This window comes from Luteibacter sp. (assembly GCF_009912395.1).
Taxonomy (GTDB): Bacteria; Pseudomonadota; Gammaproteobacteria; order Xanthomonadales; family Rhodanobacteraceae; genus Luteibacter.
The window spans coordinates 111,164-124,482 of the sequence record NZ_WNDO01000017.1; the positions used below are offsets into that span (position 1 = coordinate 111,164).

General features: G+C 64.2%; 8 protein-coding genes and 2 rRNA genes. 3 read left to right on the forward strand and 7 right to left on the reverse strand.

Annotated elements, in window-relative coordinates; genetic code table 11:
• Nucleotides 1-69 precede the first annotated feature (69 nt).
• The gene (locus GAK28_RS15790) at nt 70-3,117 is read right to left on the reverse strand and encodes a TonB-dependent receptor (protein ID WP_291781171.1); all 3,048 of its coding nucleotides are present in this window, start codon (nt 3,115-3,117) and stop codon (nt 70-72) included.
• A 568-nt stretch (nt 3,118-3,685) separates the two neighbouring features.
• Here GAK28_RS15790 and GAK28_RS15795 point away from each other — a divergent pair.
• Complete coding sequence (locus GAK28_RS15795) at nt 3,686-4,291, forward strand: helix-turn-helix transcriptional regulator (protein ID WP_291781174.1); 606 nt, start codon at nt 3,686-3,688, stop codon at nt 4,289-4,291.
• Between the two features lie 59 nt (nt 4,292-4,350).
• On the opposite strand, the gene glyS is transcribed toward GAK28_RS15795, so the two are convergent.
• Together glyS and glyQ are read right to left on the reverse strand one after the other, a co-directional pair.
• Entirely contained in the window at nt 4,351-6,495 is a 2,145-nt protein-coding gene (glyS, locus tag GAK28_RS15800) for a glycine--tRNA ligase subunit beta (protein ID WP_291781177.1), read from the reverse strand.
• Entirely contained in the window at nt 6,488-7,399 is a 912-nt protein-coding gene (gene glyQ, locus GAK28_RS15805; RefSeq protein WP_291781180.1) for a glycine--tRNA ligase subunit alpha, read from the reverse strand. Before glyQ ends, glyS begins: the two co-directional genes overlap by 8 nt.
• Nucleotides 7,400-7,466: 67 nt before the next feature.
• On the opposite strand from glyQ, the gene GAK28_RS15810 reads away from it, so the two are divergent.
• Nucleotides 7,467-9,281, forward strand: coding sequence for a GspE/PulE family protein (locus GAK28_RS15810; RefSeq protein ID WP_291781183.1), 1,815 nt, complete (start codon nt 7,467-7,469; stop codon nt 9,279-9,281).
• A complete protein-coding gene (locus GAK28_RS15815) occupies nt 9,278-10,015 on the forward strand; it encodes a glutamine amidotransferase (RefSeq protein ID WP_291781186.1) in 738 nt (245 codons plus the stop codon). Before GAK28_RS15810 ends, GAK28_RS15815 begins: the two co-directional genes overlap by 4 nt.
• On the opposite strand, the gene GAK28_RS15820 is transcribed toward GAK28_RS15815, so the two are convergent.
• The 4 genes from GAK28_RS15820 to GAK28_RS15835 form a co-directional block, all read right to left on the reverse strand.
• Nucleotides 10,004-10,684 carry a rhomboid family intramembrane serine protease gene (locus tag GAK28_RS15820; protein WP_291781188.1) on the reverse strand — a complete coding sequence of 227 codons (681 nt, stop codon included), beginning with the start codon at nt 10,682-10,684 and terminating at the stop codon, nt 10,004-10,006. The genes GAK28_RS15815 and GAK28_RS15820 overlap by 12 nt on opposite strands.
• Nucleotides 10,685-10,686: 2 nt before the next feature.
• Nucleotides 10,687-12,279, reverse strand: a complete 1,593-nt coding sequence (locus GAK28_RS15825) for an ExeA family protein (protein ID WP_291781191.1) — start codon at nt 12,277-12,279, stop codon at nt 10,687-10,689.
• A gap of 307 nt (nt 12,280-12,586) precedes the next feature.
• Nucleotides 12,587-12,701 (reverse strand): 5S ribosomal RNA (gene rrf, locus GAK28_RS15830).
• Nucleotides 12,702-12,818: 117 nt separating this feature from the next.
• Nucleotides 12,819-13,319: ribosomal RNA gene (locus GAK28_RS15835) — 23S ribosomal RNA — on the reverse strand; the annotation flags it as partial.

The window sequence follows — 13,319 nt, forward strand, 5'->3', positions numbered from 1 at the left end:
CGGCAATCTGGGGAGTCAACGGCGCCCTGGGAGGCGCCGTCTGGCTTGTTGTTGTAATGCGTAACCCGATCAGAAGTCGTAGCGCGCCGTGAGACGGACCGAACGCGGATCCTGGAAGCTGATCGGACGTCCGTAAGCGTTGTTGAGCTTGGTGTTGTAGGTGGACTGCTCGTGCACTTCGTTGATGCTCTGCACCTTGCGGCTGTTGAACACGTTGAAGACATCGACCTGGAACAGGAACTTGTTGTCGAAGTACGCCGGGCGATAACCCACGTTGAGATCCAGGCGGAACGACCACGGCAGGTTGCCCTGCGAGCCGCGCGGCGCGGCCACGGAGTTCGCGCCCGTGACGTTGTTGCCCGAGAAGTCGCAGTAGAAGAACGCCGAGCCATACCCCGCCACGTACGAGTTCGGGTCGGGGTTGAGGCCGATGCAGTTCTTCGGACGGCCGGAGGCCGCGATACCCGTGGCGCCGAAGGTCCATTCCGGGGTCAACTGGTAGTAACCGTAGGCCTTGAGGTAGTGACGACGATCGTTGGGCAGGTTGCCGTTGGCATGCTCCATGATCTCCGGGTAATCCCACGACTGGGTGGCCGACACGTCCGACTGACCGATATCCGACAGCACGGGACCTTCGGTGTTGCCGAAGCTGTGCGACAGCGTGTAGTCGATGCGGCCGTACCACTTGCCGTCGAACGGGTGCTCGATGAAGGTGTCCATCGAGAGGTAGCGACGCTTCGGCTTCGGGAAGCCGAGATCGGCGGCGCTCAGGTGAACCTGTTCGGCCTTGCCATCCCCATCGACGTCCCAGCTCCACGTGCCGCCGCGGCCCGGATTGAACAGCGCGCAGGTGAACAGGAAGTTGTACTGCTTGCCGTTGCGCTTGGCCCAGTCTTCGATCGGACGGTCGTCGCAGAAGTCGTCGATGATGTTGCGCAGGTTGCGATAGGTGAACTTCACGCCCCAGTTGAAGGCCGGATTGATCTGCTGCTGCATGCCCAGGATGTACTCGTCCTGGTACTGCGGCTTGAGCGTGGAGGACGCCACGCCCTTGGGATCCTTCGGCTGGCCCAGTTCGTTGTTCGTCGAATAGGGCTTGCCCAGCGCCTTCAGGCCAAGCGGTGCGCCGTTGGTCGGATCGATGCCCGTATAGGTGAAGTACTGGTTCGTGTAGAGCGAGGCGGACGCACCGCGGATCGCCACGTTGTTCGGCAGCGGCTGGTGGTAGCGACCGGCATTGGCATACACCTTCAGCGTCGAATCGCCGAAGACATCCCACGAGACGCCCAGACGCGGCGCAAGCTGATGACGCTGGCTCACGTACTGCTGGCCTTCACCGTTGAAGTTGGTGAACTGCTCGTTGCGCAGGCCCAGCGAGAGCAGCCAACGGTCCGAGACCTGCCAGGCATCTTCGATGTACTGCGCGGACTGCTTCACTTCGACCGATGCATTGGTATTGAACACGCGCTTGCGCACGTAGTAACCCTGCGTACCGTAACCGCCACCGGTGGCCGGTGCCGCCTGGCCATAGAACGAGCTGATGGGGTTGTTGGGGCGCGACGATCGGCTGTAGAGGTAGTACACGCCACCAGCGTAGCCGTTGCTACCGGAGGTGGATTCCAGGTCCTGCCGATCAATACCCGCGCGCAGGCTGTGGTCGCCGAGACGATATTCGAGATCGAGGCGCCAGCCGCGGGTCTTGTCGCGCGCGCCCGGCACGCTGGGCACGTAGTTGCTGTACTGCGGGTTATAGACCTGGCCCGTCGGAATCGACGCCGCATTGGAATAGGCGACATACGGATAGCCGGCGCTGGCACCGCCCGGCGTCACGGTGTGCACGGAATTGCTGCGACCGTAGAGGGCGGTCACCGTGAAGTTGTCGGTGATGTAGCCGGTGTACTTGCCGATGTAGACCTCGCCGCCGTCCTTCTGCTGGCCGGTGTCGGTACGCGTGCTGCCGTGCGTGCCGGACGCATAGTCGTAGGTGTAGTCGTCGAAGTGGCGCTTGGTTTTGTCGGACAAACCGGTGACTTCGACGATATGGTTGTCCGTGATGTTCCAGTCGGCCTTCGCCAACCAGCGCGGGGTGTCGTAGCGGTAGCTGTCGTAGTTGTTGCGCGAGGCGTGTTCGATGCTGCCCGCGGCGGTGCCTTCCTGTCGGGTGGCTTCGCCGGTCGCGTAGATGAACAGCTTGTCCTTGATCAGCGGGCCGCCGACGTAGGCGGCATACGTGGTGCGCCAGGACTTGTTGCTTTCACGACGCTGGTAGATCGTGCCGTCTTCCGTATTGCCCGTACGCGGGTAATAGATGTTGCGCGGGTCGCTCTTCAGGCTGAGTGGCTCCCAGCGCACTTCGGCGCCCGCCTTCCATTCGTTGGTACCACGCTTGGTGACGATGTTGATCACGCCGCCGGTCGAACGACCGAACTCGGCGCCGTAGCCGCCGGTAAGCACCTGCTCCTGTTCGATGGCGTCGAACGGCAGTGACGAGAAGCCGATCTGGGTCAGCGGATTGGTGACGGCGTAGCCATTGATGTAGTACGCGTTGTCCGACACGGCAGAGCCGCCGAAGCTGGGCACGCCGCCATAGCGGGAGTCACCGGCGACAGCGCCCGGCGTGAGCAACGCCACGGCCGTCACGTCACGGGGAACGGGGATGCGCTGCATCTGCTGGGCGGTGAAGACCGTGCGCGAGTCGGTGGAGCTGACGTCGATGGTCGGCAGTGCCGACGCATTGACCGACACGCCCTCCAGGTTGCTGGCGCCGGAGGCGCTTGCGGCGGCGCCCGTCAGGGACACCTCCGTACCGGCACCAATGGCCAGCTGCACGTTGTCCCGCGTCTCGACGGCGGTGCCGTTCTGGATGAGGCTGACCTTGTAGCGCCCCACGGGCAGGGACGAGGCGCGGTAGCGCCCATCCGTGCCGGCCGTGACTTCGCGGCGCAGACCCGTATCGGGACTTTCGATCACGATGGTCGAGTTGGCCGCGGCTTGGCCGAAGATGGTGCCGGTGGCGTTCGACTGGGCATGGGCCACTCCCCCGAGCAGCGTCATGCCCAGCGCGACGGCCAGCGCGGAACGTGGATAGCCCCAGTGACGGTAATTACGAACGATCATCAATAGCTCCCCTAAGGGGCGCGATGCGACGCCCCGGAATTTTGGCAACACGTTGTCGACCGAATCGATGGCGATTCGGGATAAATGAGCCTTATTTAATGTGTATCGACGCCCGTCAGCCCGCGCCGGAACGACGCCGGTGGTGACGGGGCCCCCCTGATGCCCCTGATCGGGCGTCGCCGTAAGAAGGAACGCCCTTGGAGCAAGATATAGCGAACTTCACGGGACGGTAACAACACTAAATATCCTAGGAATTTTGCTGCGAAGGCAGTTACTTACGTCTCAATAAAGCTATGCCTCTCAATTACATGATGGGGATCAGTAATTTACGATCGTCATCCCTCGCCACCGGGGCGTGGCGTTAACAAAGTCTTACGAAAGATTCTTAGCCGTTTTTGGCTAAAACACGCCTGGATATCGCGTTTTGTGGGCCTGTTCGCAGTGAGTTTCGGAAACTTCTCAAAAGAAAGGCTTTCGAAGGGAAATCGCTGTACACCGATATTGCGGTTCGCGCGTTTGTGCGGTGAATCGCCGGGGGCGGCCTGTAGACAACTGAGGTTCCAAGCGCATGAACGACAATTCGAGGGGATCCATCATGGCCGACGGCGTCGGTGGCAACCTTGAGATCCGCCGGGGGGACGCCATCGCCCCGACGTCATCTTTTGCCAGCCGGGTACGGCAGGTCATCAAGATGTCCGGCAGCGTGAGCGAGATCGCTCGCCGCTGTGGTTTTTCCGAGGGCGTGGTGCGCAGCTGGCGTGACGGCAACACCGATCCGTCCCGCGGCCGTTGCGTCACGATGGCCAAGACGCTGGGCCTGTCCCTGGTCTGGCTGGCCGCGGGCGAAGGCCCGATGATGATGGACAGCAGTACCGACGACGTGACCACGCGCACCGAAAGCTCCGAGTCGGTCCGCGGCCGCGAAGGTCGGGAGCTCCACGGCACGGTGCCCAGCGCGCTGGATCCGTCCCGCCTGGCTGCCGCCATGAAGCTCCTGCAGTCGGACATCGAGATGACGGGCAGCCGCTTCTCGCCGGTCCGCCATGCCGACCTGGTGGCCGAGATGTACTCGATCATCGGTCGCTCGGGCGAGGCCGACTACGCCGACCGTATGGTCGCGTTCCGCCACACCCTGATCTCCCGGATCCACGAAGACCACGACGTCGCCGCCTGACCCCGAATACGAAAAGCCCCGCTCATGGCGGGGCTCTTCGTTTCAGGGTGTGGCGTGGATCAGAGGCGGGAAATGTCGGCGATGGCGCCGAACGTGGCCTTCAGCTGCGCCAGCAGTGCGAGGCGATTGAAACGCACCGCCGGGTTCTCCGCGTTCACCAGCACGTCGTCGAAGAAACGATCGACCGGGGCCTGCAATGCCGCGAGGCGGGCGAGCGTGCCGGTGTAGTCCTTCTGAGCGAGCAAGCCTTGCGTCTCCGCGCGGGCGGCGCCCAGTGCCGCATGCAGTTCGCGCTCGGCGTCGAACTCGAAATGAGCCGGATCGACGTTCGCCGGAATCGGCGCCGCGTCGGCTTCTTCCGCCTGCTTGCGCAGGATGTTCGCCACGCGCTTGTTCGCGGCGGCGAGGCTGGCGGCCTCGCTGCGACGGGCGAACTCGCCCACGGCACGCAGGCGACGATCGAAGTCCGGCAGCGTGGCCGGCGCGACGGCCAGCACCGATTCGAACTGGTCGACCGAGAAACCCTGCTCGGTGTAGTAGCCACGCAGGCGTTCCTGCACGAAGGCATGGACCTCGTCGCCCAGCTCACGGCGGCGGGCGCCGATGTCGACGACCGGCGGCTTGCCGTCCTTGCCGGGCTTCACGCCCGCAATGAAGGCCGCTTCCGGCACCAGCTCGAATGCTTCGGTCAAGGCGGCGCGCAGGTCGATGTCCAGACCGCCCTCGATGAGGGTGCGGGCCAGGCCCAGTGCCGCGCGGCGGAGGGCGAACGGATCCTTGTTGCCGCTGGGCTTCATGCCCACGGCGAAGATGCCGGCCAGGGTATCCAGGCGCTCGGCCACGGCCAGCACCTGGCCGACCTTGCCCGCCGCGATGGCGTCGCCGCCGAAACGTGGCTGGTAGAAGCTGTCGAGGGCCGCGGCCACGTCCGCATCGATGCCCTGACGGGTGGCGTAGTAACGGCCCATCACGCCCTGCAGTTCAGGGAACTCGCCTACCATGCGGGTCAGCAGGTCGCACTTGGCCAGGGCCGCGGCGTGCGTGGCCTTGCCCGCGTCCACGTCCACGCGGTTCGCCACGACACGGGCCAGTTCGGCCACACGGACCGTCTTGTCCCACAGGCTGCCCAGCGACTGCTGGTAGGTGACGTTCTTCAGGGCGTCCTGGTAGTCGGCCAGGGGGGCCTTGAGGTCTTCGTCCCAGAAGAACTTGGCGTCGGCGAAGCGCGGGCGGATGACGCGCTCGTAGCCCTTGCGGATCTCGGCCGGGTCGCGGCTCTCGATGTTGGCGATACCGATGAAGTGCTCGGTGAGCTTGCCCTCGGCGGTGAACACCGGGACGAACTTCTGGTTGGTCTCCATCGTGGTGACCAGCGCTTCCGGCGGCACGTCGAGGAATTCGCGCTCGAAGGTGCAGGCGATGCCCACCGGCCATTCGGTGAGGTTGGCGATCTCGGTCAGCAGGTCGTCCGACAGGCGCGGTACGCCGCCGATGGCCACGCGGGCCACCTCGTCGCGCACGCGCTGGCGGCGCTCCGCCGGATCGGCCATGACCTTGGCCTGGCGCAGGGCGTCGAGCCAGCTGTCGGCATCGGCGACATGCACCGGCTGCGGATGATGGAAGCGATGCCCCTGGCTGAGACGGCCACTCTTCAGGCCAAGGACCTCGCCATCGACGATGTCCGCGCCGTGCAGCATGAGCAGGCTGTGTACCGGACGGACGAAGCTGTCCTCGCGGTTGCCCCAGCGCATGGCCTTCGGGATCGGCAGGCCTTTCAGCGCCTCGACGACGATTTCCTGGAGCAACGCGGCCGTGGGCTGGCCCGGCTTCACCGCGCGGAACACGAACCAGGCACCCTTGTCGGTTTCCAGCTTTTCCAGCGCGGAAACGTCCACGCCGCAGGACTGGGCGAAGCCGACCAGCGCCTTGGCGGGCTGGCCATCCGGACCGATGCTGGCGGACACGGCGGGGCCGCGACGCTCGACGTTCTGCTCCGGCTGGGCCACGGCGACATCGGCGATATGCACGGCCAGGCGGCGCGGCGAGGCATAGGCCTTCACCGACGCGTAATCGGCCACCACACCGCGCTTTTCCAGGCCTTCGGCGACACCGCGCGCGAAGGCGCCGGCGAGGTCGTCGAGTGCCTTCGGCGGCAGTTCTTCGGTGCCAAGCTCGATGACGAGCGGCAGGCGCTTATCAGCCATGGACGGCCTCCTTGCTGTTCTTCAGGCCGGGGAAACCGAGCTTTTCGCGTTGTGCCACGTAGGCCTCGGCCACGCTGCGGGCCAGGGTACGCACGCGCAGGATGTAGCGCTGACGCTCGGTGACGCTGATGGCGCGACGAGCGTCCAGCAGATTGAACGCATGGCTGGCCTTGCAGACCTGCTCGTAGCCAGGCAGTGGCAGGCCCGCGGCGATGAGCTTGCCGGCTTCGGCCTCGCACACGTCGAACCAGTGGAACAACTCGGCGACGTTGGCGTGTTCGAAGTTGTAGGTGCTCTGCTCGACTTCGTTCTGGTGGAAGACGTCGCCATAGGTGACCACGCCGTGCGGGGCGTGCGTCCAGACGATGTCGTAGATGCTGTCGACGTTCTGCAGGTACATCACCAGGCGCTCGAGGCCGTAGGTGATCTCACCGGTGACGGGGCGGCATTCGAGGCCGCCGGCCTGCTGGAAATAGGTGAACTGGGTCACTTCCATGCCGTTGAGCCAGACTTCCCAGCCCAAGCCCCACGCACCGAGCGTGGGCGATTCCCAGTTGTCCTCGACGAAACGCAGGTCATGGACCAGCGGATCGATGCCCAGCGCCTTCAACGAGCCGATGTAGCGCTCGAGGATGTCGTCCGGGTTCGGCTTGAGCACCACCTGATACTGGTAGTAGTGCTGGAGACGGTTCGGGTTGTCGCCGTAGCGGCCATCGGTCGGGCGACGGCAGGGCTGCACGTAGGCGGCCGCCCAGGGCTCGGGTCCGAGCGCGCGCAGGAAGGTGGCGGGATGGAACGTGCCGGCACCGACCTCCGTATCGAGCGGCTGGACCAGCACGCAGCCCTGGTCCGCCCAGTAGCGGTTCAGGGTCTGGATCACGTCTTGGAAAGTGGGCGCGGACATGGGTTCCCGAGTCCTTGAGAAAGCGGGCTAGTATACCGGCGTAGTCTTCAATACGGGGTCGGATGCCATGGCTGTCAATCCGCAATCCGGCGCTCTGCTGGGTCGTCGCGGTCGACTGGAACTCGAGGAGGTGCTGGCTTGCCTCGTCGTCGACGGGTACGTCTCGGGCGAGGATGCCAAGCGCGCCCGCGCCAGCGCCCGCGGAGGCAAAACGGCCATCGAGCTGAATCCGCTGGTGCTCATCGCCAACGCGAAACTGGAAAACCGTCGCGATCCGGGCCGGCCGCTGAGCCTTGAAGGCTTGACCGAATGGCTGGCCGGCAAGGCCGACCTGCCCTACCTCAAGATCGACCCCATGAAGATCAACGTGGCCCAGGTCACGCAGGTGGTCAGCAACGCCTACGCCCAGCGTCATCGCATCCTGCCGGTGTCCTCGTCGCCCGGCGAGGTGGTGTTCGCGACCGCCGAGCCCTTCGATTCGGCCTGGGCCAGCGATCTGGCCCACATGCTCCGGCGCGACATCCGGCGCGTCGTCGCCAGCCCGATCGACATCAACCGCTACCTGCTCGAGTTCTACGGCGTGCAACGGTCCATCCAACTGGCACAGGATGCCAAGGGTGGCGAGCCGACGAAGATCTTCAACTTCGAACAGCTGGTGGAACTGGGCAAGAGCGGCGAGGTAGGCGCCGACGATCGCCACGTGGTGCATATCGTCGACTGGTTGCTGCAATACGCCTTCGAGCAACGTGCCTCGGATATCCACCTGGAGCCGCGACGCGACGCCGGGCAGATCCGCTTTCGCATCGACGGCGTGATGCAGAAAGTGTTCGAGCTGCCGCCGCCGGTCACCACCGCAGTGACCGCACGCGTGAAGATCCTGGCGCGCATGGATGTCGCGGAAAAACGTCGCCCGCAGGATGGTCGCATCAAGACACGTTCCGCCGGTGGTCGCGAAGTGGAGCTGCGTATCTCCACCATGCCGACCGCCTTCGGCGAGAAGGTGGTGATGCGCATCTTCGACCCCGACCTGGTGATGAAAGACTTCTCGCAGCTCGGCTTCTCCGTCGAGGAAGCGAAGCTGTGGCGTTCCATGGTCGAGCGACCGCACGGCATCGTGCTGGTCACGGGTCCGACCGGCTCGGGCAAGACCACGACGTTGTATTCCACGCTGAAACATCTGGCGCGTCCGGAACTGAACGTCTGCACGGTGGAAGACCCCATCGAGATGGTCTCGCCCGATCTCAACCAGATGCAGGTGCAGCCCGCGATCGACCTGGATTTCGCCGCCGGCGTGCGTACGCTGCTGCGTCAGGATCCGGACATCATCATGATTGGCGAGATCCGCGATCTGGAGACGGCGCAGATGGCCGTGCAGGCCTCGCTCACCGGTCACCTTGTGCTTTCCACGCTGCATACCAACGACTCGCCGAGTGCGATCACCCGCATGCTGGACCTGGGCGTGCCGCATTACCTGATCCAGTCGACAATCGCAGGCGTCGTCGCCCAGCGACTGGTTCGTACCCTTTGCCCGCATTGCAAACAGCCGGGGAAACAGGACCCCGACGCGTGGAATGCGCTCACCCATGGTTGGGAACTGCCCGTCCCCGAACAGGTCTATGAACCTGTTGGCTGCCTGGAATGCCGCAAGACGGGCTTTCTCGGACGTACCGGCGTGTACGAGATGATGCCGTTGTCGTCGCGCGTGCGCGGCGTCATCACCGCCACGCTCGACCTGGGCCGGCTCAACGACATCGCCTTGCGCGAGGGCATGAAGCCCCTGCGCATTTCTGCCGCGGCGCAGGTTGCCGCTGGCCTGACCACAGTACGCGAAGTGCTCAACGTGCTTCCGCCCACGGATATCGACGACACACCTCCTGCATGAAGCCTGTACTCATCGTCCGCACCGGCCGCGCGCCGGACGTCATCAGCGCCCGCCACGGCGACTTCCCCCGCTGGTTCAAGCTTGGCCTTCGTCTTCGTGAACCCCTCGTCCGCATCCTCGACGTCGAGAACGGCGACGTGCTGCCGGCGCCGTCGGACTGTGCCGGCGTCATCCTCACCGGCTCGGCGTCCATGGTCACCGAACGCCTGCCCTGGAGCGAACGTACCGCCGGCTGGATTCGCGACGCGATGGATATCGAGCTGCCGATGCTTGGTGTCTGTTATGGCCACCAGCTGATGTCGCATGCGCTCGGCGGTCGGGTGGACTATCTGCCGGGTGGTCGCGAGATGGGTACCGTGTCGCTGACGACCGATGCAAGCGCGGTGGACGACCTGCTGGCAACGGATCTTCCGACCACGTTCCGCGCCCATGCCACGCACGAACAGAGTGTGCTCGAACTGCCGCCCGGAGCCGTGTCGCTGGCACGCTCCGACCGCGATCCGAATCACCTGGTCCGCTATGGCAAGCACGCCATCAGCACGCAGTTCCATCCGGAATTCTCGGCCGAAGTGATGCGCGCCTATATCCGGCGCAAGGATGACGTGCTGCGCAAGGAAGGCCAGGATCCGGATGCCTTGCTGGCCGCGGTTGCGCCCACGCCGAAGGCGACGCGATTGCTGCGCGGCTTTGTCAGCCGCCACCTCGCCATGGAAAGCGAGCTCTCACCCGCGTAGGCGGCGCTCGATCGCTCCGCGCGAAAACAGCGCGAATAGAATGCCAAACAGAAAGCCGCCGATGTGGGTCCACCACACGACGGCGCCATAGCTCGCGCCTGCATAGCTGAAAAGCAGCTGCACCAGGGCCCAGATGCCGATGAGCACGAAGGCCGGGACGCGGACGAACTCGAGATACAGACCGAGTGGCACGACCAGGCCCAGCTTCGCCCGCGGAAACAAGGTGACGTAGGCGCCGACGACGGCCGACACCGCGCCACTGCAGCCGATGATGGCCACGCGGGCGCCCGTGAGCGAGATCGCACCAATCAGGTTGGCGACGATGCCGCCAAGCAGGAACAGCAGCAGGAAGCGCGGTGATCCAAGGCTACGCTCCGCCGGCAGGCTGAAGATCACCAGGAACAACAGGTTGCTCAGCAGATGCAGCCAGCCGCCATGGATGAAAATCGCGGTGAACAGCCGTAGTAGGGCGGGATCGCTGATCTGCTCCCATAAGGGAAGCCCTGTTCCGAACAGATGCGCGGGAACCGTACCCCAGTGCAGCATGATCCAGATGCGCTCGGCCCGACCGCTCAGGGCAAGCACCACGAAACAGACCACGCACACCACCACGAGCATGGTCGCCCAGCACAGCCGTGAACGACGGCGCGTATCGACGTGGACGAACATGGTCAGGGAACGCCACGGGCCAGGTGCGGGCCTTCGGTTTCCAGGGACGACAGGGCGAACATGGTTTCCGGACCGACGACGCCATCGGCCGAGATACCGAAACGCTGCTGGATGCTGCGGACACGAGATTCCACGCTGCGGTCGAACGCGGTCGCCGACGCCGGCCCGGCGTTGCCGTTGGAAGGCAAGTGGGCGAGCAACCAGCGTACGCCATCGCCCGTGTCTCCACGCGATAGCTTCGCCGGCATGGCGGGATCGATGCGGAAGACCGCGTAAAATCGCCCGTTCCAGACATGTTCGAAGGCGTCGCGGGTCAGTTCGACGTATTTGCCGCCAAGATACAGACGCACCGCCTCATCGCCTGCACCGACCATGAGGACCTGCTGCTTGCCGTCGGCATCGTCCAGTTCGAGCACCATCGGACGGTCGAAACGACGGAGCTGGTCGATCGATCCCCTTCCGCTTACGCAGGCGAAGCCGGGAAAGATGACCGCATCGCAGTGGATGGCATTGGCCACGCTGGTCTCGCGGGACGTCACCTGCCAACGGGCAAGCAATTCGCCCCAGACGCGGACTTTTCCTGCTTCGGGATCAGGCAGGGCATCCTTGAACTTGGCCAGCGCCTGGTCCGGCGTGGCCGTGACCAAGTTCTTCGGGCGGGAGGGACTGCGCCCGGAGAAGAACCAGGTGGCGGAACCGATGAGGAACAGGGCCGCCAATGTCGCGGCGCCAATGAAGATTTGCTTGCGGTAGCGGCGTAGCCAATAGCGCGCGTACTGGGGCAGTACCTCGCGAGCCACGAAGCCGAGCGCCCGCTCGCCGATCGATTGTTCCCCGCGTTCCGCCGCTCGCTCTAGCGCGCGATGAGCCAGGGTGTTGAGCCTACGGGGATTGCCCTTGCCGTCATCGCGCAGGCTACGAAGGCCCAGGCGACTGAAGGGCATCTGCGAGGTACCGGCTACGTGGAGGCGATGGCGGACGTAGCGCTCGCTTTCCTCCTCGTTGAGTACGACCAGAGGCAGACGGCTGCGGATACGGGCCGAGATCGCCGCACCGGTCAGGCGATCGCGAAAAGCGGTTGTACCGGCGAGGACGACATACATGGGCGCCGAGTTCTTCGCACAGGCGACCAGCAATCGCTCGATATCCGCCAGGTCGATGTCGGACAGGTCGTCGCCATCGTCAAGAAGAAGCAGGAAGCGTTTATCGACATGGTGGGCAAGTCGCCCGAGACCTGCGGCGAGCCCGTCGACCAGATGGTCTTCCGTGTTGGCTTCGGCGCTTAGAGGCAGCGGGAGCCCGAAACCGGCGTACATGGAGCGGAGCCAGCCCACTGTGCCGAGGGCGTAGTCACCGGCGCCATGCCTGACCACCGTGACGCCGTGATTGGGCGCATCGGCTTCGATCAGCATGCAGAGCAGTGTCTTTCCGACGCCTTGTTCGCCCGTGACGAGGGTGATGCCGGAGTCTGCCGCACCGAGTTCATATTCGATGTGCGCGAGGATGTCCCGCTCTCGCGTGAACAGGCACGCGAAACGGGGATCCGGTGTGTCGCCGAACGGCGGCTCGCGCAGCCCGAAGGTCTCTAGGTACATGAGCCTAGAGTAACCGATTGATCGCGCAGAAGGATTGTCGGTCTGGACGGTGTCCCGGGCAGCGTTCTGTAGGAGCGCGCTAGCGCGCGATGGGGTGTTGCGGCGAGGTCCGATCGCGCGCAAGCGCGCTCCTACAGGGGCTTGGGGGCGGCGAGGCAAAAGAAAAACCCCGGTCTCAGAAGAGACCGGGGTGTTTCAGGATAAAGCCCCTGGCGGTGACCTGTTGCTGTGCGTGCCCGTTGGGCACGACAGCAAACGCCGGAAAGACGAAGGCCTCCCCGATTGGGGAGGCCTTCTAGGATAAAGCCCCTGGCGGTGACCTACTCTTGCATGGCTTGAGCCACACTACCATCGGCGCATGCGCGTTTCACTTCTGAGTTCGGGATGGGATCAGGTGGGACCACGCCGCTATGGCCGCCAGGGAAGGGGTGGGAGCAGCGCTTTTTGAGCGCCGGCTCCGCAAAGTTGTAAACGAGTGACAAGCGTCCGGGGGTAATCGGATGACTTAGAGTTAAGACGGTGAAGCGTCTTGGGGTTATATGGTCAAGCCTCACGGCTCATTAGTACGCGTAAGCTCAATGCATTGCTGCACTTCCACACCGCGCCTATCAACCACCTAGTCTTGATGGTGCCTTAAGGAGAGTCAAGCTCTCGGGAGATCTCATCTTGAGGCGCGCTTCCCGCTTAGATGCTTTCAGCGGTTATCGCTTCCGTTCATAGCTACCGGGCAATGCCATGGGCATGACAACCCGAACACCAGCGGAACGTCCACTCCGGTCCTCTCGTACTAGGAGCAGCCCCTCTCAAATCTCCAACGCCCACGACAGATAGGGACCGAACTGTCTCACGACGTTCTGAACCCAGCTCGCGTACCACTTTAAATGGCGAACAGCCATACCCTTGGGACCGGCTACAGCCCCAGGATGTGATGAGCCGACATCGAGGTGCCAAACACCGCCGTCGATATGAACTCTTGGGCGGTATCAGCCTGTTATCCCCGGAGTACCTTTTATCCGTTGAGCGATGGCCCTTCCATACAG

Coding starts and splice junctions, on each gene's coding strand:
- glyQ (WP_291781180.1), bottom strand. CDS start 7,399: ATGTCCGCGCCCACTTTCCAAGACGTGATCCAGACCCTGAACCGCTAC.
- GAK28_RS15795 (WP_291781174.1), top strand. CDS start 3,686: ATGAACGACAATTCGAGGGGATCCATCATGGCCGACGGCGTCGGTGGC.
- GAK28_RS15790 (WP_291781171.1), bottom strand. CDS start 3,117: ATGATCGTTCGTAATTACCGTCACTGGGGCTATCCACGTTCCGCGCTG.
- GAK28_RS15820 (WP_291781188.1), bottom strand. CDS start 10,684: ATGTTCGTCCACGTCGATACGCGCCGTCGTTCACGGCTGTGCTGGGCG.
- GAK28_RS15825 (WP_291781191.1), bottom strand. CDS start 12,279: ATGTACCTAGAGACCTTCGGGCTGCGCGAGCCGCCGTTCGGCGACACA.
- GAK28_RS15810 (WP_291781183.1), top strand. CDS start 7,467: ATGGCTGTCAATCCGCAATCCGGCGCTCTGCTGGGTCGTCGCGGTCGA.
- glyS (WP_291781177.1), bottom strand. CDS start 6,495: ATGGCTGATAAGCGCCTGCCGCTCGTCATCGAGCTTGGCACCGAAGAA.
- GAK28_RS15815 (WP_291781186.1), top strand. CDS start 9,278: ATGAAGCCTGTACTCATCGTCCGCACCGGCCGCGCGCCGGACGTCATC.